Source organism: Termitidicoccus mucosus, from assembly GCF_038725785.1.
In the GTDB taxonomy this organism is placed as follows: Bacteria; Verrucomicrobiota; Verrucomicrobiia; order Opitutales; family Opitutaceae; genus Termitidicoccus; species Termitidicoccus mucosus.
In genome coordinates, this window is record NZ_CP109796.1 from 6,375,773 (window position 1) to 6,395,927 (window position 20,155).

Consider the following 20,155-nt stretch of genomic DNA (forward strand, 5'->3'; position numbering starts at 1 on the left):
TGACGGTGGACGGCGGCGTTTTCGGTCAGGCGACGAGCTTGACGATTTTCTGGGCGGCGTCGGCCATGCTGTCGCCGGAGACGAGCTTGAGGCCGGAGTCGGCGAGCGTCTTCTTGCCGGCGGCGGCGTTGTTGCCTTCGAGACGGACGACGAGCGGGAGTCCGAGGCCGATTTCCTTGGCGGCGGCGACCACGCCGTGCGCGATGACGTCGCAATCCATGATGCCGCCGAAGATGTTGACGAGAATGCCCTTCACGTTCGGGTCGGTGAGGATGATCTTGAAGGCGGCCATGACCTGCTCCTTGGAGGCGCCGCCGCCGACGTCGAGGAAGTTGGCGGGGTTGCCTCCGTAGTGCTTGATGATGTCCATGGTGGACATGGCGAGACCGGCGCCGTTGACGAGGCAGGCGATGTTGCCGTCGAGCGCGATGTAGGAGAGGTTGGCCTTGGATGCCTCGATTTCCTTGGGGTCCTCCTCGTTGAGGTCGCGGAGGGCGACGAGGTCGGGGTGGCGGTAGAGGGCGTTGTCGTCGAGGGAGACTTTGGCGTCGAGCGCGAGGACGGCGCCGTCGGGCTGGGTGATGAGGGGGTTGATTTCGATCATTGAGGCGTCCGTTTCCCAGAACATGGTGTAGAGGGCGCGGAGGAGCTTGATGGCGTTTTTCTGCTCGGCGGGATTGAGGCCGAGCTTGAAAACGAGTTCGCGGGCCTGGAAGTCGGCGAGGCCGTAGCCGGGGTCGATGAAGATTTTGAAGATTTTTTCGGGGGTTTCCTCGGCGACTTTTTCGATTTCCATGCCGCCCTCGGTGGAGGCGACGATGACGGGGCGGGAGGAGGCGCGGTCGAGGAGAATGGCGAGGTAGTATTCCTTTTTGATCTGGTTGGCCTCGGTGAAATAAATCGTCTGCACCTTGCGTCCGGCGGGGCCGGTCTGCTTGGTGACGAGGGTGTTGCCGAGCATCTTGGCCGCGATCTCCTTCGCCTCGGCCTTGCCGCCCTTGCAGACCTTCACGCCGCCTTGGAAACCGTCGGTGAAGGTGCCTTTGCCGCGCCCGCCGGCGTGGATCTGCGATTTGACAACGCACACGCCGTCAGGGATTTGGGCGATGGCGGCGTCGAATTCGGCGGCGGATTTTGCGGGAGCGCCTTTCGGGATGGCGATGCCGTATTTCTCGAAGAGAGCTTTGGCTTGATACTCGTGGATGTTCATGGGAATAGGAAAAACGAAGTTTCTGCCACGAAGGGCAAAAGGTGGCACGTCAAAAATGCGATGAAAACCGTGATTTAGAGTGGTTCCTTGCTAATGTTGACTGTAAGAATTGTATTTCTGACTGTTCAAAATGCAGGGAACGCATAATTTGGAAAGGAACTGCCGGCGAGGGAGCGGATGATGTGCCATAAAGACGGGCCGCGGTGATACAATCCCCGAGGGCGAAGCAGTATAAGGGGGCATGTTCTTGCAAAGTAGCGGGGCTGGTGGCGCCGCCGGTCATATGCGCGTAGCGGATATTTGCCGCGGGTTTGGAAACGCTCAAGTGCGCCGCCGGTAGCGTGGTCCGCAATACAATGAGGAGGGCGGTCTCGCCGGAATCGCTCCTGCGCGGGGAGGGATATTATTGCAGGGTTTCTGCCGGGGCATTCTGTTTTTTGCGCACAATGCGATGGGTTGAGCGGACATGGCACACGACGTGCTTTTATCAAAAAGCCCGAAACCAGCGCGTGCGTGAATCGACCCCTTCGCCACTGAAGGAAGCGGGCGCACCAACAACACGTAGCAATAAGAAACAACCATGATTAAAAATGTTTTCAAGCTCGGCGGCGTTGCGATTTCCGCGCTGCTTCTCTCGGCCCCGGCCTTCGCGGACATTCCGCTGCACCAGAACTTCTCGGCCAACGGTTACGTTGCGGGTTCTTACATGTGGACGGACAAAGGCGACAGCGATCACTATGATCTCGATGTGGCGAAACTGGGCTTCTCCATCAATTACGCCCCGACCAAGGCTTATATCAGCCTGTTTTATGATGGCGATGAAATCAATGTGCTCGATGCCTATGTCGATTATGACTTCGGCAACGGCGCCGTGGTCACCGGCGGGCGATTCCTGAGTTTCCTCGGCTTTGAAGCATTTGATGCGCCGAATATGTATCAAATAAGCTATGCGAACGGCGATCTTTTTGGAGGCAGTGCCCTCGAAATTGCCCCTATTCCTGCTTATCATTCCGGCGTGAAGGTTGTCTATTCGGATGATGCTTGGTCGGCCGGTGTGGCATTTCTGGACTCTGTCTATGGAGGCCTTAAGGGAGACGGCGAAGTGGAGGACAATTTTGGCGTGGAAGCCTTCTTTTCCTTCACCGGCGTTGAAAAACTCACGCTGTTCGGAGGCATTGCCTTTCAGTCCGAGGATGACGATCCCACCGATGGATATACCTCGCCTGAAATCATGACATTCAATTTCTGGGCCAGCTATGAAATCAGCGACAAATGGCTGGTCGCCGGGGAATTTACCTTCAGCGACCAGAAGGATTATATGGATGGATACAACTGGCTGGCGCTCGCAAAATACGCCATCACTCCAAAGATCAGCGCCGTTTTCCGCGTGAGCGGCGAAGATGTGGATTATGAGGATCCAATCGAAACTGATCCCAGCTTCCTAAAGTTCACCCTGGCCCCCGCCTACACGATCACGGACAATCTTTCCGTGACGGCTGAAGTGTCATATTATGACTACAAGGACTACGTGGTGAAAGACGATGTCTTTGTCGGCGTGCAGGCCATCTTCAAGTTCTAATATAAACCAATGCATTTCCCGGCACCGGCATCCTCCGGCGCCGGGAAATAAATCACTAATATTACGAACGCGGCTCCAGCGTTCAAACCAGTCCCCGGCGGGGAAAGCCCTTGCCTTGTCTGGCCAGGGCTCTGTTTCCCGCCCCTTTAACCAAGCTCATCCTCAGCATACTATGATCAAAAAACTAAGTCAGCTTCTCGCGGCGGGCGCCCTGGCGCTCGGCCTCATGGCCGGTTCGGTTCATGCGCAGGAAAAAACGATCAAGGTCGGCGTCCTGCATTCCCTTTCCGGAACCATGGCCATCTCGGAGACGTCGCTGCGCGACATTCTCCTTTTCGCATTCGATGAAATCAACGCCAAGGGCGGCATCATGGGATATAAAATCGTCCCGGTGGTCGTGGACGGCGCGTCGAACTGGCCGCTGTTTGCCGAGAAGGCGAAGCAGTTGCTGGAGCAGGACAAGGTCGCCGTGGTCTTCGGCTGCTGGACATCGGTGAGCCGCAAATCCGTGCTGCCGGTTTTTGAAAAGAACAACGGCCTGCTCTTTTATCCCGTCCAATACGAGGGCGAGGAGGAAAGCCCGAACGTGTGTTACACGGCCGAGGCCGTCAACCAGCAGGCCACTCCGGCGGTTGATTATCTCCTGGAGCAGGGATATGAGAAATTCTACCTGCTGGGGTCCGATTATGTGTATCCGCAGACCACCAACCTGGTTTTGCTCGAGTATTTGCTGAGCAAGAAAGTGCCGCTCGGGAATATCGGAGGAGGCTTCCGGAGGGATGATTCGGGAAAGATCATATCGGCCGGCAAATACACCCCGTTCGGGCACACCGATTACCAGCAAATCGTGGCTGAGATCAAACAATTCGCGGCCAGCGGCAAAGCCTGCGTGATCAACACGCTCAACGGCGACACCAACGTGCCTTTCTTCAAGGAATACGCCGCCGCCGGGCTGACGGCGGAGGATTGCCCCGTGGTTTCGTTCTCCATCTCCGAGGACGAATTCCGCGGCCTGCCCGCCGCGCAACTCGTCGGCCAACTCGGCTGCTGGACGTATTTCCAATCTATCAACACGCCCGCGAACAAGAAGTTCGTGACCGATTTCCAGAAATGGCTCTCGTCGGCCAGCGTGCCCGGCATTGTAAAGGACGGACGGGTGACATGCTCCCCGATGGTGCTCAGCTACGACGGCGTCTACCTCTGGAAGGAATGTGTAGAAAAGGCCGGTTCCTTTGACGTGGACAAGGTCCGCGCGGTCTGGAAATCGAAGGTCTCCTTCGACGGTCCCGGAGGAAAGGTCACGACGCAGCCCAACATGCACCTGACCAAGAATGTGTATATTGGGGAAACGAAGGCGGACGGCCAGTTCACCATTCTCGAAACCTTCAACGGTGTCTATGGCGAGCCGTGGCTGAAAGGAAAGTTCAAGTAATCACCACGCCGCGACCGAACCAGCGATCCCTGTATAGATTTTGCCAGTGTTGTTCTGTAGTTCGTTTGGTTCCTGCGGGGCGGGTGCTCTAAAAAAGCCCCGCCCCGTTTCGCGGAGAGACAGAATTTTGGACACTTTGAAAAATCAAACACAGCATGACTCAAGGTAGGGAGGCCTCTCCGAGGCCTCCGCAACAACGCATGGAAATACCCATGAGACCATTTCCCAATGAAAAACATCCTTTTCTGGAGCGAGGCCGTCGCGGCCATGCGCAACGTTCTCTGATGACGGCCTCGCAGGAGCTCGGCCCTCCAGAAGTCTAATTATCATTGGGAAATGGTATGGGACACGAAACACATCATCACGTCCGACGGAGGCCTCGGAGAGGCCTCCCTACCGCCTTCGGCTATTTTTTAAAGCGCCTTAATATGACCAATGTCATGAAACGATGCGCCGTTTGGTGCATTCTCGGCATATTGGCTTTCCCTTGGGCCGCCCATGCCGCCGCGGACGCGGAGGAAAAATCGTTGAGGGAAATCATTGTGCAGGCCATTCTCGCCACCAATCAGGCGGAGAAACGCAAGCTCATCACGTCGCTGGAGGGGCGCGGCGATGATGTCATCGTGACGCTTTTCGATGCGTGGCGGGCCGACGAGCTTTTTGTCCATACGTCGCAGGACGGGGAAAAAACGCCCATACAGCTTGCCGGCGCGCCGGACGCGAGCGGCGCGCGCGAGGCGCTGCGCGTGCTTGACGGGAGCCCGTTGTCGGACGCGGCTTCGCAGCCCATGCGTCTGGCCCCGACCTCACCCGGGCTTGCGCCGGTCACGCACACCACCGCGTTGAGGCGGACCATGAAAGGGGTGCTGGACCTCATCGAGTTGGCGTCACCCGATCTGGCGCGGCGGGTGCGGGCCATACAAATGGTGGGTTTCGCGCAGGATGCGACGAAGCTGCCCCTGCTTGAGGCGCGACAGGAGGCGGAAAAAGACGCAACGGCGCATGCCGCTTTGCGCGAGGCGCTCGCGCTTGTCCGCCTGAAGTCGCAGTCGGAGGACGCCCGGGTGGACGCGCTCGTCCAGCTCAAGGAGATCCACTCGCTGGCGAGCGCGGATTTTATAAAAAATGCGCTGCGCGAGGCGGAGGAAAAAGGCGAGACACGGGTCGTCACGGCCGCAAGCGCCGCGCTCGCGGCCGTGGAAAGCCACCGCTCCACCGTGAATTTCTTCGGCACGCTGTTTCGCGGCGTGAGCCTTGGCAGCATCCTGCTGGTCGTCGCGCTCGGACTGGCGATCACGTTTGGCTTGATGCGCGTCATCAACATGGCGCACGGGGAGATGATTGCGGTCGGCGCTTACACGACTTATATCGTGCAGAATGTCTTCGCGGGCGGGCTTGCGCTGTCGCCGTTTGGTTTTTCCATTGCGATTCCCGGCATCAATGCCACCGGCTGGCTGGGGGAGAGTTATTTCATATTCGCCCTGCCGCTCAGTTTCCTGGCGGCGGCGCTGGTGGGCATCGCCCTGGAGCGCGGCGTGATTCGTTTCCTGTATCAACGTCCGCTGGAGAGCCTGCTCGCGACTTGGGGTGTCTCGCTCGTGCTCCAGCAGTTGTTCCGGCTGATTTTCGGGGCGAATAATGTGCAGGTCAGCAGCCCGGCCTGGCTGAGCGGCAACTGGACGTTCCACGATATCATTTTCGGATGGAACCGGATCTTCGTGATCGGGTTCGCCGCGCTGATCGTGATCGGCACCTGGCTCATCCTCACCCGCACCTCGCTCGGCCTGCTGATCCGCGCCGTGATGCAAAACCGTCCGATGGCGGCGTGCATGGGCGTGCGCACGGAGCGGGTCAACATGCTGACTTTCGGGCTCGGCAGCGGGCTGGCGGGGCTCGCGGGGGCGTTTTTGAGCCAGATCGGAAACGTGGGCCCGTCGCTCGGGCAGAGTTATATTGTCGATTGCTTCATGACCGTGGTGGTCGGCGGCATCGGCAGCATCGCGGGCACGGTGGTCAGCGCCTTCGGCATCGGCATCACCGACCAGGCGCTCCAGCAGATTCTGCTCAACCCCGTCCTGGGCAAGATTCTCGTGCTGGTGGCGATCATACTGTTCCTGCAATGGCGCCCGGCGGGCCTGTTCGTCACGCGCAGCCGGAATCTGGACGATTAAAATTATGATTATTGATAACCGCGAAGGGCGCGAAGAACGCGAAGGCATTTTGAGTCGCTCCTTTTTATTAATGAGTAAAATAATTATGGTCACCAACAGACAGCCCATTGATATAAAAGCGGGCGGGCCGGGATATTTGTGGAAATAAACTTCTTCGCGCCCTTCGTATCCTTCGCGGTTTATATAAAATGAGTTCCATTACAACAGACGCCCGCCACAAGATCGAACTCGCCGTCATCGCGGCCTGCGCAGTCTTTCTTATCGTCGTGTTTCCGCTGCTCAACGCGGCGGGGGTGGTGAGCAATTTTACCCTTAATGTTTGGGGAAAATATCTTTGTTACGCGATGCTCGCCATCTCGGTGGATCTGCTTTGGGGGCACACCGGGTTGCTCAGCCTCGGGCAGGCGTTGTTTTTCAGCCTCGGCGGCTACATGATGGGCATGCACCTCATGCGGATGATCGGCGCGCTCGGGCAATACCAGCAGCCGATCCCCGATTTTCTCGTCTTTCTCGGTTGGACGGACCTGCCGTGGTTTTGGAAGCCGTTTTCCAGCTTCCCGTTTGCCCTGTCGATGGTGTTTCTCGTGCCGGGGCTGCTGGCGCTGGTGTTCGGCTACCTGGCGTTCCGCTCGCGCATCAAGGGCGTGTATTTTTCCATCCTCACCCAGGCCCTGACCTACGGCGCGGCACTCATGTTTTTCCGCAACGACATGCTCTTGGGCGGCAACAACGGTTTTACGGATTTCAAGTTCATCCTCGGCGCGGACATCCGCTCGGCGGCCACGCAGCGCGGGCTCTACATCGCCACCGCGGTCGCGCTGCTGCTGGTGTTCATCGGGTGCCGGGCGCTGGGCCGCACGAAATTCGGCCTGATCCAGCGCGCCATTCGCGACGGCGAAAACCGGGTGCTGTTCAGCGGCTACTCCGCGGCGAGCTACAAGTTGTTCGTGTTTGTGCTGAGCGCGTGCATCGCGGCCGTCGCCGGGGCGCTCTACGTGCCGCAGGTGGGCATCATCAACCCGTCCGAAATGACGCCCGACAAGTCGCTCGAGGCCGTGGTATGGGTGGCGGTGGGCGGCCGCGCCACGCTGGCCGGGCCGATCATCGGCGCGGTCGGCATCAACGCCCTCAAGAGCTGGGCCACGCGCGCGATTCCCGATCTCTGGCTGTTGCTGCTCGGCGGGCTTTTCGTGCTCGTGGTGCTTTTCCTGCCCGGCGGAATCGTGAGCCTGCCGGCCCGCCTGAAAACCTTCGCGGCATCGCCCGCCTTTGCAGCGCTGCGCCGCAGGTTCTCGCTCGAAACCCCGCCGCCTGGCGGGGGCGCGCCCGGCAAGGCCGCCTCCGTTTCGCCGCCGGAAAAACCGCCGGTCATCGCCACGAAGACCAACCACGCCGGAGGCACGAAATCATGAAGCGCCACCCGATTCTCACCGTCGAGGATGTGTCCAAGACCTATGACGGATTCCGCGCCATCTCGAAGCTGCACTTCTACCTTTTCGAAGGCGAACTGCGCACCGTGATCGGCCCGAACGGCGCGGGCAAATCCACGTTTTTCGACCTCATCAGCGGCCGCGCCAAGCCCGACATCGGCAAACTCGAATTTGGCGACGCCGACCTGACCAAGCTCAACGAATGGCAGATCAACCGCCTCGGCATCGGCCGGAAGTTCCAGACCCCGAGCGTGTTTGCCGAGCACACGGTGCGGGACAACCTGCTGCTTTCGCTCAAGGGCGCGCGCGGGGTATGGGCGGCGTTGTTCCACCGGCTCGACTCCACGCAGCGCGACCGCATCGACGAGCTGCTGAAACTCATCCGCCTCGACGACAAGCGCCACTGGAAAGCCGGCCAGCTCTCGCACGGCGAAAAGCAATGGCTGGAAATCGGCATGCTGCTGGCCACCGAGCCGCGCCTGCTGCTGGTGGACGAGCCCGCCGCCGGCATGACCGACGAGGAAACGCACCGCACGGGCGAACTGCTGCTTTCGCTCGCGGGCAGGCACAGCCTGATCGTCGTCGAGCACGACATGACCTTCGTGCGCCAGATCGCCCGCGACGGCCAGGTCACCGTGCTCCACCAAGGCACCGTGCTTTGCGAGGGGCGTTTTGACGACATCCAGGCCAACGAGAAAGTGCGCGAGGTTTATCTGGGGCGGGGGAAGTGAACAGGCAACGCAAGGACCTTGCCCCCGCCGCCTCGCCTCGGAAATTTTTAGACAAAATGAACAGAATGGAAAAGAATAAACAGAATTTATAACTTAATGAGTTCTATTATGTTAATTCTTTCCCATTCTGTTTATTCTGTCTAATAAGAACACCGCCTTCACTGCCTCGGTTTTTTGTTCAAAAATGAATTTTTAGGTATCAACAAGTATTTGATTTAAAACGATTAAGGAGATAGGGTTCCGGAAAATTTCGGCATGAAACCTGCATCATTCATGATTTCGTGCGAACCATGAACCCTGCCACCGCCGAACCCATACTCGAAACTCCAGCCATCCGGACAAGCGCCAGCCGCTCACCTTTTCCCGCTCCCGACCAAGCTCCGCTGCTCTCATTGCGTGAGGTGGAGGCGTTTATCGGCGGCTCCCGCATCCTGCGCGGCGTCGATTTGGACATCGAAGCCGGCGAGGTGGTCGCGCTCATGGGGCGCAACGGCGTCGGGAAGACCACCACGCTCAAGGTCATCACCGGCCTGCTGCCCTTGCGCGGCGGGTCGCTCATGTTCGGCGGACGGCCGTTCGACCGGCTTTCTCCCGATGCGCGCGCGCGCGCCGGCATCGGCTACGTGCCGCAGGGCCGCGATATTTTTCCGCACCTCACGGTCGAGGAAAACCTGCACATCGGCCTGATCGTCCATCGTCGCGGCGGCGGCAGCGTGCGCGATGCGCTGGACCGCGTGTTTTCGTTGTTTCCCGTGCTCAAGGAAATGCTTTCGCGCAAGGGCGGCGTGCTTTCCGGGGGGCAGCAGCAGCAACTCGCCATCGGACGCGCGCTCCTCACCGAACCGCGCCTGCTGATCCTCGACGAACCCACCGAGGGCATCCAGCCGTCGATCATCGACCATATCGGCGACACGCTCCGCCGGCTCAAAAACGAGCCCGTCCGCCGCGAGCCCCGCTACGACGAGGAAGTCCAAAGCGCGATCAAGACGCTCAAGAAGGAAGGCCGCCTCGCGATCCTGCTGGTGGAGCAGTATGTGGATTTCTGCCGCGATGTGGCCGACCGTTTTTATGCGATGGACCGCGGCGCCGTCGTTGTCTCCGGTCCCATCGCGGCGCTGACCGACGAGGTCGTGCGCAAGCATTTGCAAGTTTGAAGAACGGGGAAACCCATCGCCGAAGCGCGCAAGCGCGGAGGCGATGCATCCCAAAATCGCGGCGAATCCCGCGCCTGCGGACTACTCCTTGGCGCCAAACGTCTTCAGGTAGGCGATGATATCGTCGCGCATCGGGGCGTGGAAAATGCCGGTTGTCATGGGCGTGCCGGGAAAAACCGCGCCGGGTTTGGCGAGATATTTGTCCAGCAGCGCCTCCGTCCACACGAGTCCGGAATCTTTCATGGCTTCGGAATACTTGTAGCCCGCGCGCGTGCCGGCGTTGCGACCGAGGATGCCGTGGAGCGACGGGCCGGTGGCGCGGTTGGAGTCGGTTGAGGCGTGGCAGTTAGTGCAGGTTGCGAAAAACGCGCGCCGTCCGCGGGATATATTGCCCTTGGGTGTGTCGGCGGCGCCGGCCGAGGGCAGCCCTGCCAGCAGGAAGGCGGAAAACACGATGGCGTTGCGGATGGCGGGAGTCAGGCACAGGCGCGCCCCAGCAAAAACAGCCGCCCGCCGGCATGCACGATCCCGCCGCCTCACGGACGTTTTTCCTTTTCGGGAAACAGCAGCGATGCGACGACAGCCAGCGCGAGCGTGCCGCCGATCACGCCAAGCGACAGGCCGATGCCCACGTGATACCATTCCGCCACGATCATCTTCGCGCCGATGAACACGAGGATGAACGCCAGCCCGAGGCTGAGGAACCGGAACAGGTTCATCACTCCGCTCAGGGCAAAATACATCGAGCGCAGGCCGAGGATGGCAAAGATGTTCGATGTAAAGGCGATGAAGCCGTTTTTCGTGATGCCGAGCACGGCGGGAATGGAGTCGATGGCGAAAATCACGTCGGTCGTCTCGATGACGAGCAGCACCAGAAACAACGGCGTGGCCACGGGCCTGCCGTCGATGCGGGTGAAAAAGCGGCTCCCGTCATATCCGGGGGAAACCGGGAAGAACCGCCGGAACAGGCGCACGGCGATGTTTTTCTCCGGATCCACGTCCTGCTCCTTTTTCGGCAGCGCGAGCTTGATCCCGGTGTAGATGAGGAACGCGCCGAAAATCATCAGCACCCATTCGAAGCGGTTGATGAGCTCGATGCCCACGAGGATGAACACCGCGCGCATGAGCGCCGCGCCGATGATGCCCCAGAACAGCACCCGGTGCTGGTGCTCGGGCGCGACCTTGAAAAACGAGAACACGATGATGAACACGAACACGTTGTCCACGCTCAACCCCAGCTCGACGAGGTAGCTGGCAAACCACTGCGCGCCGTCGGTCGGGCCATGCTGCCAGAGCACGAACCCGTTGAACGCCATCGCGAGCGTGAACCATACGGCGCACCACGTGACGGCCTCCTTCACTTTCACGACATGCGACTTGCGATGGAACACACCCAGATCGAGCGCCAGCATCAGCATGATAAAAACAACAAACCCGGCCCAGGCCCAAAGCGGATATTCAACAGTCGTCGCAGGCATTTAAGATAAGATGGTGAAGCGAAAAGCCCTGAGTTTGCGCGCGCTTGCCCGCGCCGTGCAAGCCCATGCGGACGGGACATCCCGTTTTTTATAAAAAATCGCTGATGGCCGGTGACTTGATGGAGGAAAAGTTGTGCAGGGATTGCGCAGTCCCGCCGGCAGGCGCACCCCCCGTTGTGCGCCCGATTTGTGCAATCCGCATCAACAAAGGCGGGAACCGCGGCGGTGCGATGCAACCCAGGGTGTAACTCAAAGTTGAGTCACTCCCTCTTTCTTCTTTCCTCTTTATCTTTATCTTTCGTCAGGCACGGGCAGGGAGAAAGAGGAAAGAGAAAGAATAAAGAGGAAAGATTCCGGCGGTGACATCACTTTGAGTTGCACCCTGTAACCCATTGGGTTACATCCCCGGCTGGCTTCCCTGTCCGGAGCGCGGTAGTATCGTGCCGGGCATGGGCTTGCCTTGTTTTTTAGTATTTAAGCATTTTCAACGCGATGGCCTCATCGTCGCCGGGCTGGAAGGAGGGCATGGCCTTGAAAATGGAGCCGTAGGCGGACGCCCGCGCCTGATAATACCATCCCTTTCTGGCCCACACCTTTCCCCTGACCTGCACCCGGAGTCCGCCGTCCAGGCACCCACGCGCGACAAAAGCATAGCGGACCATGGGAGGCATGACATTGGATTCCGCGTTTTTTAAATACCGCATTTGCATCTTGATATTGCCGCCGGAAAAGCCGGGCGGACATCCGGTTAAAGAGAAATGCCGGGCGCGCTCGTGGCCGCATGCGCCGCCTGCACGGACAGCGTCACGACGAGCAGGAGCAGGAAACCGCCGGAGAGGGCGCGCGGCCCGCGAGGTCCGTCAGCCGGTGGGTTCAGCTTTTGGGGCGTCCCGCCGCCGGGGCTCGCGTGATGCGATTTGCGGCGCGGCGGGGTTTCGGTCCTCAGCGCGGTGGAGGATGTCCGTTCCAGGATGCCGAGGAGTTCGCTTTCGCGCCGGGCGGCATAAGCGGCGCACTGGCGCAATCTTGGATTGCAGGACTTTCGAAGCAGGCGCACCCAGCGCAACTCCAGTTCACAAAAGAGCTGTTCGGCATTCATGTCTTGTTTTAAGGCATGACTTAAAACAAGGCGCAAGCATTTATTGCATTTGCGCCATGTCTCATTTTGAAACACGGAATGAGCCACATTTCCACCGCCTTGCAGGAACTGACCCGGGGACGCCGCCAGCAGGACATCGCCGACGCGGCGGGGATGCCGCGGACCACCTTCACCCAATACCGCCTGGCCATCCGCCCGCCGACGGTCGAGGTCGTCGAGCAATTGCTGCGCGCATTCGGCGAGGAGGAGCAGCGCGTCTTGGTGAGGGCTTATCTGGACGACGAGACGCCTGCGTCGTGGTTTGGCCGGGTGCGGATCGAGTTTCCCGGGAGGCCGCAGAAGAGAACCAAGGCCGCGGGTGCCGGGGAAGCGGCCGGGCTGAGGGCGCCCGAGGACAAGGCCCTGTCGGAGGCGCTGACGGCATTGCTGGCGCGCGCCAGGAGGGACAACGAGGTGCGCCAGGTGGTCCTCGATCTGGCCGCGATGTGCAGCCGGCGCGTCAAATAACGCCCTTCGACGGGCCCGGCGGCCAGGCGGGAGGACGCGCCGGCGCGCGGCGGCGCCTCACAACAAATCGCGCTCGACCTTGTGCTTCAGGGTGCGCTCGAAATGCTTGCGGAGTTCCTTGGTGTTGCCTTTCAAGCCGGGCATGAGGGCGAGCCAGCTATACACCTCTTCGCGGAGGTGGCGCGGCATGCGCGGCTCCATCCCGGCCACGCGGTCGAGCGCGCGCACGCAGGCGCGGGCGATCTGTTCGCACATCAGCTGCGCGTCCACCGAGCTGTGCTGGCCGGCCAGCCGCACGATCTCGTTGAGGGTCGAGCGGCGGTGGCTGCGCATCGAGTGTTTGTAGAGGCCGAGGCTGTCGATGATGACGTTCGCGGTGCGCGGATAAAAACTCGTCATCAGGTTCCACGGATCGCCGCGCTGGTCGCCGCCGTGCCGGAAATCGCTGCGGAGGATCACCGACGGGATGTCGGCGAACTTCGCAAACATGAACTCCACCACCGTGCCCGAGTCGAGCTCGGTGCCGTCGTAGTTGAACAGGCCCAGGTCGCATTCGAGCAGCGTGCGGATGTCCTGGTCGCGGATCGAGTGGGCGGTGTTGTCGCGCTGCTCCAGGTTCTGCGGCAGCACGCACAGGTAGCGGCCATGGGAGTGCTCGTAAATCGCCTCGGCGAGATAGGCGTTCCCGATGAGGTGCTTCAGGCTGAAGAGCTCGCTGGCGAAATACACCGTGAGGCTCTTTTTCTTGGATTTCTTCATGCTTGGGCAGCGGGTGAAATGAAAGGTTGTGGGAAGTAGCGCGTATTTTTCGGCAATCTCAACCCGGAATTTGCGAAACATTCACCCGGTCGTAACACGCCGCGCCGCGGCCGGCGTGTTTGCGTTCATAAAATTTGCCAAAGCGCCTTTCCCTCATATCCAATGAGGCTCTTTCCTCATGACAAATACCGCCAACACCAAGCAACAGCCGCTCGTGGGCATCATCATGGGCAGCCAGTCCGACTGGCCGGTGCTGGAGCACGCCGCGAAAACGCTCGCCGGTTTCGGCATCGCCCACGAGGCGCGCGTGATCAGCGCGCACCGCACGCCGCACGCGGCGTTTGAATACGCCACGTCGGCGGAATCGCGGGGCTTGAAATGCCTCATCGCCGGCGCCGGCATGGCCGCGCACCTGGCGGGCGTGCTCGCCGGGCTCACGCCGCTGCCCGTGCTCGGCGTGCCGATGGAGTCGCCGCAGCTCAAGGGGCTGGACTCGCTGCTTTCCACCGTGCAGATGCCGGGCGGCGTGCCCGTGGCGACATTTGCCATCGGCAAGGCCGGCGCGGTCAACGCGGCCGTCTTCGCGGCGTCAATGCTGGCGCTGGGCGACGCGCGCGTGAAGCAGGCGCTGGCGGATTTCCGCGCCGAGCAGACCAGGAAGGTCTTGGAAACGAAGCTCGACCAGGGTTGACCGGGGGGCGCGCCGCGCCCGCCTCATTTTCCGCCCACCAGCACGCCGAGCTGTTCCTGCACGCCGGCGAAAAACTCCGGCGTCAATTCTCCGACCGGCACTTCATAAAGCTCCTTCGACTTCGCGTGCTCGAAAATCTGGTTCGCGCCGTCCGCCGTGCGCCCCTTGGGACGCAGCACGCGCTTGCGTTCCAGCATGAGCGCGAGGAATTGCAACAGCCGCGTCGTGTCCTCCGTGCGCTCCGTCGCGGGATCGGCCAGGGTGAGGAACAGCGACTCCGCCGTGAGTTTCAACTCGCGCTCCGGGTTTTCATTCGGCGCGCGTTTTTTGTAGGCGCGCACCCAGCGGCAGATGACCGGCCCTTCCGGCTGGTAATTCGCCTGCTCGCGCTCCAGCAAATCGCGCCGCGCGATCTCGCCCGATTCCGGCATCCGCACGAGATAGCTGGCCACGCGCAGCCCGTCCTCAAACGGCTGCTGCGTGACAAAACAAACGGCGGCCTGTGGTTGAAGGGAGAGTTCCATGCCCAACTTGTTTACTTGTCGCGGCCATGCCCGCCAGCCAATTTCGTGTGAAACACACTGATGAACGGACGCATCATTGCCATCGGAGACATCCACGGCTGCCATCAGGAGCTCGCGGAGCTTCTCGAACGCATCGCCCCCACCAAGGACGACCGGCTGATTTTCCTCGGCGACCTCGTCAACCGCGGCCCCAACAGTTGCGCGGTCATCGACATCGCCAAGGCGCGCGGGGCGCTCTCGCTTCTCGGCAACCATGAGCTTCGCCTGCTCAATTTCCGCAAAACCTCCGACCTCGCTTTTCTCAAGGAAACCGACCACGACACGCTCGACAAACTCCGCCCCGAAGACTGGGCCTATCTCGAGCAGATGCCGCTCACCCACTATGTCCCCGAGCTGAATACCGTTTTTGTCCACGGCGGTTTCCTCCCCGGCCAGCCCTGGCAGAAACAACCGGCCGACATCGTCACGCGCATCCAGGTAATCGATCGCGACGGACGCCCGCGCAAGCGCGCCGAGGCGCCCGGCGCGCCCGCTTGGGCCGATCTCTGGAACGGCCCTCCTTTCGTGGTCTACGGGCACACATCGCGCCCGCAAATCTACAAGCACAAATGGTCCGTCTGCATCGACACGGCCTGCGTGCTGGGCGGCGCGCTCACTGCCTACATCCTGCCCGAGCGCCGGTTTGTGCAGGTGAAGGCCAAACGGGCCTATTATCCGTAGGAAGAAGAAAGGGGGAGGGGATTTCCCTGCGGCTTTGCGTGGGAAAGAGAATGGAATCACGCGGACGCGGTGGCGTGCAGGGCGCGCCCCGGTATCGGTTTTATCGATACAGGGCCGTGATGGGCGCGGCGGTGAGGACGTTATACTGGCGGACGGCGAGGCGCCACCATTCGGCCAGCGCGGCGGCGGGGGTGCGCCAGAGTTCGCGGTGCAGCCAGATCATCGACTCGGCGTCGAGCAGCAGGCTGAGTTTTTCCTTCGGCTCGAGCGCGTCGGGCCCCTCGCGCAGCAGGCGTTCGCGCAGCAGGGCGAAATAATCGCGCGATTCCTCGCTGGGCGTGCGCTGGCGCAGCATCGAGACATGCACGGCGTTCACGTAGGGATCGAGCACGGCCTGCAGCAGCCCGTAATCCGCGCGCAGCGTTTCCAGCGGGCGCATGTGCTTGTAGCAGGTTTCGAGATTGGAGTGCAGGCGCGCGAGCTCAAGCGGAGGCTGTGTCTCCTCGGGCGTGAGGAACAGGCCGGCTTTTTGGGCGGCGCGCCCGAGGCTGAGCTTGCCGAGCAGGATGGAGAGCGGGATGGAAAAAACCATGCCCGCGAGCACGGGGCTCAGCCACCAGAAAAAGACCGGGGACAGCAGCCACGCGCCCGCGCCCCACGCGAGGCCGATGAGCATGTGCGGATAGTGCGTGAGAATCGCCTCGCGCCAGTCGGTGCCGTCGTCCTCGCCGGCGCCGCGGCGCTGCGTGATCCATGACACCCCCTGGCCCAGCAGCGTGGTGGCGACGAATTTGCTGTTGAAAAGCATGTTCACCGGCGCGAGCAGCGCGGAAATGACGATTTCCACCAGCGTGCTCGCAAACAGCCGGACGCGCCCGCCGAAACGGGCGGCCCGCCCGCCGTGTTTCAATGCCTGGAAGAGGCTGATGAATTTCGGGAGAAACAGCAGCAGCAGCGTGAGCGCAAAAAGGGTCACGGCGTCGGGCACGCGCAGCGTGCGCCCGAAGAGTTCCACCACGGTCATGGCCCGCGAATTGGCCATGCCGCCGGTGATGAGTTCGTGGACGTGCCAGGTGCTGAACAGGAGAAACAGCAGCCAGAGCGGCGACGACACGTAGGCCGTCACGCCCATGAGCAGGTGCAGGCGGTTGCACGGGCGGAAGCCCTTGGCGAGGAGCAGCCAGGAATGCTGCATGTTGCCCTGGCACCAGCGGCGGTCGCGTTTGGCGCTGTCGATGAGCGTGGGCGGGCCCTCCTCGTAGGTGCCCTCGATCTCGCCCGCGAGCCAGACCGACCAGCCGGCCTTGCGCATGAGCGCGGCCTCGACAAAATCGTGGCTGAGGATGCGTCCGCCGAACGGCTCGCTCCCCGGCAGCTCGGGCAACGCGCAATGGTCGATGAAGGGCTGCACGCGGATGATGGCGTTGTGGCCCCAGTAGTTGCCGGTGTCCTGCTGCCAGTAGTTCAACCCGGCGAGGAAGAGCGGGCTGTAGAGGCGGTTGGCAAACTGCTGGAGGCGCGAGTAGAGCGTTTCGCCGTTCACGAGGCGGGGCGCGGTCTGGATGATGCCCGCGGTCGGGTTCTTTTCCATCAGCGCGACGAGTTTCACGAGCGCGTCGCCGGTCATGATGCTGTCGGCGTCGAGCACGGTCATGTAGCGGTAGCTCTTGCCCCAGCGGCGGAGGAAGTCGGCGACATTGCCGGCCTTCTTGTTTATTTGCTGCCGGCGCTTGCGATAGAAGATTTTCCCGAAGCCGCCCACCTGCTTGCAGAGCTCGACCCAGGCGACCTCCTCCTGGATCCACTGGTTCGGCTGGTTCGAGTCGCTGAGGATGAAAAAATCGAAATGCTCCAGCTTCCCGGTTTCCTCGACCGAGCGGAAGATGACGCGCAGTCCCTCGAACACGCGGCTCACGTCCTCGTTGAACACGGGCATGACGACCGCGGTGCCGGCGAGGCGCGGCTCCTCGCCGGGGGCGAGCGTGGCGAGGATGCGGCTGGAGTCGCCGTGGCAGTCGCCGTGGCGGCGGCCCATCGTGAGCAGGCCGAGCATGGCGATGATGAAGCCGGTGGAAATCTGCGCAAACAGCACGATGAACAGCGCGAGCAGCGCGCCGTCGGTGAAGGTGAAGCGCTGGTCGTCGTTCCAGAGCAGGTCGGCCATCAGCCATGCGCCGAGGCAGGTGAGCAGAAAGATGAGCGTGAAGAAAACCCGGCGGCGTCGGGTCATCCGCTGGCGGTCGGGAAATTCTGCGGGCGTGATGCGCATGTGGGCGTGGTGAAAAACCGGGATTTTTTATTGGACAGAAGGAAACGGAGGAAACGAAGAATGCGTTTTTGTTTGTGCAGTTTTATATAAAACGATTTTTAGATAGAATTTAATAAATTGATGGAATTTGTTATTAATTGTTTTCTTTGTCCCCTTCGTTTCCTTCTGTGAATAATGGTTTTTTATAAAATCAGCGCGTCATGAAGAAGATGGCGGCGAGCGAGCCGATGAAGACCAGCCAGAGCGCGAACATGCGCAGCATGGGACGGCGTTCGAGCGTTTCCAGCGTGTCGCCCGCGGCTTCCGTGATGACGCCGAGGTCGATGGGGCGCGGCACCATGCTCGACACGGTCATGTCGGGGCCGGCCTCGACGTGACCGTGCCGCATGGCGTCGCGAAAATCGGGCGGGATGGTGCGCGTGTCCAGAAAGGCATACGGCCATTTTTCCGCGCCGTCCGAGACGAGCAGCGCGACGCGGCCGGTGGTGGCGATGCGCTCGTGCGGCAGGCCGGCTTCGCCGAGCACGGCGCCGAACCATTCGTCCATCCACGCCTCGGTCTCCTCGGCGGCCAGCGTGGTGGGATCGAGCGCCGGGTTGGCCTCGTGGCGGCGCGCGGCGCGCTCGAGCACGGCGCGGATGACGCGGTTCTGGTGGAGCCGGTTGTGGATGCGGTGCGCGCGCAGGTAGTCCTCGACGCGCACATAGGCGGCGTTCCAGGCGTCCATCGCCCCGGTGCGCGGGCGGAAGGTGTCGAGCGGCGGGTCTATTGATTCCAAAGGTAGCTCCATGTTTCGGTGAGGGCGGCGCCGGTGTCGCGGAGGAAGCAGCGGAGTTCGACGGGCTTGCCGGAGCCGTCGGGCCTGATGGCAAACGCGGCGCGCCAGGTGCGGTTGAAGGGATTTTTCTCGACGCCCGAGTGGACGAGTTTCGCGCCGTCGCCGACGGTCACGACGGCCTCGATGCCCTTGGCGTCGGCGGGCAGCCCGGCGAGCCCGTCCCCGTCGAAATCGACCCAGAAGCGCCAGAGGTCAGGCTCGTGCGTTTTCGAGTGCCCCTGGCGCGTCGCGATGACGCGCCCGTCGGGCGGCCGCGCGCCGCTGGCGGCGCCGGTGTGCCAGTGCAGGCGGTATTCGAGCGTGAGCGGGCGCCCGGCGGGCGGGAGTTGTCCGGGCACCCAGAAGGCGACGATGTTGTCGTTGGTTTCGTCGGGGGTGGGGATTTCGACCAGCCGCACTTCGCCGCTCCCCCAGTCGCCGACGGGCTCGACCCACGCGGAGGGGCGCAGGTGATAGGCGGCCTCGATGTCCTCGTAGCTGGAGAACGCGCGGTCGCGTTGCGCGAGGCCGAAGCCGCGCGGGTTTTGGTCGGAGAACGCGGCGGTGCGCACGGCGCGCGGGTTGTCGAGCGGGCGCCAGATCCATTCGCCCGTGCCGGTGTGAATCGCGAGGCCGTCGGAGTCGTGCACCTCGGGCCGCAGGTCCTCGAAGCGGTCGGCCGAGTTTTCGCCAAACCAGAACATGCTCGTGAGCGGGGCGACGCCGAGGATCCGCACGGTTTTCTCCGCGCCGGCGCGCAGGAAGAGCGCGGCGCGCACACGCGCGACGGTGTCGTCGCCGGGTGTAATTGAAAATTGATACGCGCCCGTGGCGCTCGGGCTGTCGAGCAGCGCGTGGATCACGATTTCGCGCGCGCCGGGTTTGGGCCGCACGACCCAGAATTCCTCGAACACAGGGAATTCCTCGCCGCCGGGCTCGGCGGTGTTGAGCGCGAGGCCGCGCGCCGAGAGGCCGTAGCGCGCGCCGCGCGGCAGGGCGCGGAAGTAGCTCGCGCCCTGGAACACGACGAGTTCGTCGAAGTAGTCGCGGGTGTTGAGCGGCGCGCTGACGCGCAGCCCGCTGAAACCCATGTCGGATGGGATCGTGCCGTCGAGCCCGGTGTTCTTTCCGTAGTCGAAGAGTTTTTGGGCAAACGGGATCGGGCGTTCATAGCCGTCCACGACCTCGTGGATTTGCACGGTGTGGCGGTGGATGAAGCCGGGGTGAAAGAACTGGAGCTGGAACGGAAGTTTTTCCGCGCGCCACAAGGACTGCGCCGGGTCGAAGCGGATGTCGCGGTGCTGGTCGTAGTCGAGGTTCTGCAACACCGGCGGCACGCGGCTGGCGCGGACCTGATAGGGCGCCGCGGCCAGGTCGCGCGCCCGGGCCTGGAGTAGCTCGAACGAGAACGGCGCGCCCCGGGAGGCGCGGGCGGAGGTTTGCGCGGAACCCGGCATGGCGCTGATGCAAAATAAAGCGGCGGCGAGCACGGCGGATGTTGAGATTCTTTGCATGGTGTGGGCGCGAGGTTTGATTGACGGAGTCATCAGCAAATCGTTGCGTATTATTTTCAGTGGGCCTGAC

20 protein-coding genes are annotated in these 20,155 nt (G+C 61.8%); 10 read left to right on the forward strand and 10 right to left on the reverse strand.

Annotation, left to right across the window (positions count from 1 at the left end):
* Window positions 1-25 precede the first annotated feature (25 nt).
* A complete protein-coding gene (sucC, locus tag OH491_RS22440) occupies window positions 26-1,210 on the reverse strand; it encodes an ADP-forming succinate--CoA ligase subunit beta (protein ID WP_068768956.1) in 1,185 nt (394 codons plus the stop codon).
* Window positions 1,211-1,790: 580 nt separating this feature from the next.
* Between sucC and OH491_RS22445 the strand changes: the two genes are divergently transcribed.
* The 7 genes from OH491_RS22445 (at window position 1,791) to OH491_RS22475 (ending at window position 9,707) form a co-directional block, all read left to right on the forward strand.
* Window positions 1,791-2,789, forward strand: a complete 999-nt coding sequence (locus OH491_RS22445; RefSeq protein ID WP_068768955.1) for an outer membrane beta-barrel protein — start codon at window positions 1,791-1,793, stop codon at window positions 2,787-2,789.
* Between the two features lie 172 nt (window positions 2,790-2,961).
* Window positions 2,962-4,221 (forward strand): transporter substrate-binding protein, encoded by a 1,260-nt coding sequence (locus tag OH491_RS22450; protein WP_068768954.1) that lies wholly within the window; start codon window positions 2,962-2,964, stop codon window positions 4,219-4,221.
* A gap of 440 nt (window positions 4,222-4,661) precedes the next feature.
* Complete coding sequence (gene urtB, locus OH491_RS22455; RefSeq protein WP_145928578.1) at window positions 4,662-6,392, forward strand: urea ABC transporter permease subunit UrtB; 1,731 nt, start codon at window positions 4,662-4,664, stop codon at window positions 6,390-6,392.
* A 4-nt stretch (window positions 6,393-6,396) separates the two neighbouring features.
* Window positions 6,397-6,540 (forward strand): hypothetical protein, encoded by a 144-nt coding sequence (locus OH491_RS22460; protein ID WP_334319055.1) that lies wholly within the window; start codon window positions 6,397-6,399, stop codon window positions 6,538-6,540.
* A gap of 40 nt (window positions 6,541-6,580) precedes the next feature.
* Complete coding sequence (urtC, locus tag OH491_RS22465; protein ID WP_084441851.1) at window positions 6,581-7,804, forward strand: urea ABC transporter permease subunit UrtC; 1,224 nt, start codon at window positions 6,581-6,583, stop codon at window positions 7,802-7,804.
* Window positions 7,801-8,553: an urea ABC transporter ATP-binding protein UrtD gene (gene urtD / locus OH491_RS22470; protein ID WP_068768952.1), complete on the forward strand. Its 753-nt coding sequence runs from the start codon at window positions 7,801-7,803 to the stop codon at window positions 8,551-8,553. The genes urtC and urtD overlap by 4 nt, the downstream gene beginning before the upstream one ends.
* A gap of 290 nt (window positions 8,554-8,843) precedes the next feature.
* Window positions 8,844-9,707 (forward strand): ABC transporter ATP-binding protein, encoded by an 864-nt coding sequence (locus OH491_RS22475; RefSeq protein ID WP_068768951.1) that lies wholly within the window; start codon window positions 8,844-8,846, stop codon window positions 9,705-9,707.
* Between the two features lie 81 nt (window positions 9,708-9,788).
* Here OH491_RS22475 and OH491_RS22480 read toward each other — a convergent pair whose 3' ends face one another.
* From OH491_RS22480 to OH491_RS22495, 4 genes are all read right to left on the reverse strand, one after another.
* Window positions 9,789-10,160 (reverse strand): c-type cytochrome, encoded by a 372-nt coding sequence (locus OH491_RS22480; RefSeq protein WP_334319054.1) that lies wholly within the window; start codon window positions 10,158-10,160, stop codon window positions 9,789-9,791.
* A gap of 83 nt (window positions 10,161-10,243) precedes the next feature.
* Window positions 10,244-11,185, reverse strand: coding sequence for a TerC family protein (locus tag OH491_RS22485; protein WP_068768950.1), 942 nt, complete (start codon window positions 11,183-11,185; stop codon window positions 10,244-10,246).
* A 467-nt stretch (window positions 11,186-11,652) separates the two neighbouring features.
* On the reverse strand, window positions 11,653-11,856 hold the full coding sequence (locus OH491_RS22490) for a hypothetical protein (protein WP_145928577.1): 204 nt from the start codon (window positions 11,854-11,856) through the stop codon (window positions 11,653-11,655).
* A 77-nt stretch (window positions 11,857-11,933) separates the two neighbouring features.
* A complete protein-coding gene (locus OH491_RS22495; RefSeq protein ID WP_068768948.1) occupies window positions 11,934-12,284 on the reverse strand; it encodes a hypothetical protein in 351 nt (116 codons plus the stop codon).
* Between the two features lie 78 nt (window positions 12,285-12,362).
* Here OH491_RS22495 and OH491_RS22500 point away from each other — a divergent pair, with 78 nt between their 5' ends.
* Window positions 12,363-12,791: a helix-turn-helix domain-containing protein gene (locus OH491_RS22500; RefSeq protein WP_068768947.1), complete on the forward strand. Its 429-nt coding sequence runs from the start codon at window positions 12,363-12,365 to the stop codon at window positions 12,789-12,791.
* Between the two features lie 57 nt (window positions 12,792-12,848).
* On the opposite strand, the gene OH491_RS22505 is transcribed toward OH491_RS22500, so the two are convergent.
* Window positions 12,849-13,550 carry a nucleoside 2-deoxyribosyltransferase gene (locus OH491_RS22505; RefSeq protein WP_068768946.1) on the reverse strand — a complete coding sequence of 234 codons (702 nt, stop codon included), beginning with the start codon at window positions 13,548-13,550 and terminating at the stop codon, window positions 12,849-12,851.
* 178 nt (window positions 13,551-13,728) lie between these two features.
* On the opposite strand from OH491_RS22505, the gene purE reads away from it, so the two are divergent.
* Complete coding sequence (purE, locus tag OH491_RS22510) at window positions 13,729-14,241, forward strand: 5-(carboxyamino)imidazole ribonucleotide mutase (RefSeq protein ID WP_068768945.1); 513 nt, start codon at window positions 13,729-13,731, stop codon at window positions 14,239-14,241.
* 23 nt (window positions 14,242-14,264) lie between these two features.
* Here purE and OH491_RS22515 read toward each other — a convergent pair whose 3' ends face one another.
* Window positions 14,265-14,765: a hypothetical protein gene (locus OH491_RS22515; RefSeq protein WP_334319053.1), complete on the reverse strand. Its 501-nt coding sequence runs from the start codon at window positions 14,763-14,765 to the stop codon at window positions 14,265-14,267.
* 60 nt (window positions 14,766-14,825) lie between these two features.
* Here OH491_RS22515 and OH491_RS22520 point away from each other — a divergent pair, with 60 nt between their 5' ends.
* A complete protein-coding gene (locus tag OH491_RS22520; RefSeq protein ID WP_068768943.1) occupies window positions 14,826-15,485 on the forward strand; it encodes a metallophosphoesterase in 660 nt (219 codons plus the stop codon).
* 100 nt (window positions 15,486-15,585) lie between these two features.
* Here OH491_RS22520 and mdoH read toward each other — a convergent pair whose 3' ends face one another.
* From mdoH to OH491_RS22535, 3 genes are all read right to left on the reverse strand, one after another.
* Window positions 15,586-17,754 carry a glucans biosynthesis glucosyltransferase MdoH gene (gene mdoH / locus OH491_RS22525; protein ID WP_068768942.1) on the reverse strand — a complete coding sequence of 723 codons (2,169 nt, stop codon included), beginning with the start codon at window positions 17,752-17,754 and terminating at the stop codon, window positions 15,586-15,588.
* 190 nt (window positions 17,755-17,944) lie between these two features.
* Complete coding sequence (locus tag OH491_RS22530) at window positions 17,945-18,544, reverse strand: hypothetical protein (protein WP_145928576.1); 600 nt, start codon at window positions 18,542-18,544, stop codon at window positions 17,945-17,947.
* Window positions 18,520-20,085 (reverse strand): glucan biosynthesis protein, encoded by a 1,566-nt coding sequence (locus tag OH491_RS22535; protein ID WP_334319052.1) that lies wholly within the window; start codon window positions 20,083-20,085, stop codon window positions 18,520-18,522. The genes OH491_RS22530 and OH491_RS22535 overlap by 25 nt, the downstream gene beginning before the upstream one ends.
* Window positions 20,086-20,155: the final 70 nt, after the last annotated feature.

Coding starts and splice junctions, on each gene's coding strand:
- urtD (WP_068768952.1), top strand. CDS start 7,801: ATGAAGCGCCACCCGATTCTCACCGTCGAGGATGTGTCCAAGACCTAT.
- OH491_RS22535 (WP_334319052.1), bottom strand. CDS start 20,085: ATGCAAAGAATCTCAACATCCGCCGTGCTCGCCGCCGCTTTATTTTGC.
- OH491_RS22520 (WP_068768943.1), top strand. CDS start 14,826: ATGAACGGACGCATCATTGCCATCGGAGACATCCACGGCTGCCATCAG.
- OH491_RS22500 (WP_068768947.1), top strand. CDS start 12,363: ATGAGCCACATTTCCACCGCCTTGCAGGAACTGACCCGGGGACGCCGC.
- OH491_RS22505 (WP_068768946.1), bottom strand. CDS start 13,550: ATGAAGAAATCCAAGAAAAAGAGCCTCACGGTGTATTTCGCCAGCGAG.
- OH491_RS22460 (WP_334319055.1), top strand. CDS start 6,397: ATGATTATTGATAACCGCGAAGGGCGCGAAGAACGCGAAGGCATTTTG.
- mdoH (WP_068768942.1), bottom strand. CDS start 17,754: ATGCGCATCACGCCCGCAGAATTTCCCGACCGCCAGCGGATGACCCGA.
- OH491_RS22475 (WP_068768951.1), top strand. CDS start 8,844: ATGAACCCTGCCACCGCCGAACCCATACTCGAAACTCCAGCCATCCGG.
- OH491_RS22445 (WP_068768955.1), top strand. CDS start 1,791: ATGATTAAAAATGTTTTCAAGCTCGGCGGCGTTGCGATTTCCGCGCTG.
- purE (WP_068768945.1), top strand. CDS start 13,729: ATGACAAATACCGCCAACACCAAGCAACAGCCGCTCGTGGGCATCATC.
- OH491_RS22495 (WP_068768948.1), bottom strand. CDS start 12,284: ATGAATGCCGAACAGCTCTTTTGTGAACTGGAGTTGCGCTGGGTGCGC.
- sucC (WP_068768956.1), bottom strand. CDS start 1,210: ATGAACATCCACGAGTATCAAGCCAAAGCTCTCTTCGAGAAATACGGC.
- OH491_RS22485 (WP_068768950.1), bottom strand. CDS start 11,185: ATGCCTGCGACGACTGTTGAATATCCGCTTTGGGCCTGGGCCGGGTTT.
- OH491_RS22515 (WP_334319053.1), bottom strand. CDS start 14,765: ATGGAACTCTCCCTTCAACCACAGGCCGCCGTTTGTTTTGTCACGCAG.
- OH491_RS22530 (WP_145928576.1), bottom strand. CDS start 18,544: ATGGAGCTACCTTTGGAATCAATAGACCCGCCGCTCGACACCTTCCGC.
- OH491_RS22450 (WP_068768954.1), top strand. CDS start 2,962: ATGATCAAAAAACTAAGTCAGCTTCTCGCGGCGGGCGCCCTGGCGCTC.
- urtC (WP_084441851.1), top strand. CDS start 6,581: ATGAGTTCCATTACAACAGACGCCCGCCACAAGATCGAACTCGCCGTC.
- urtB (WP_145928578.1), top strand. CDS start 4,662: ATGAAACGATGCGCCGTTTGGTGCATTCTCGGCATATTGGCTTTCCCT.
- OH491_RS22490 (WP_145928577.1), bottom strand. CDS start 11,856: ATGCCTCCCATGGTCCGCTATGCTTTTGTCGCGCGTGGGTGCCTGGAC.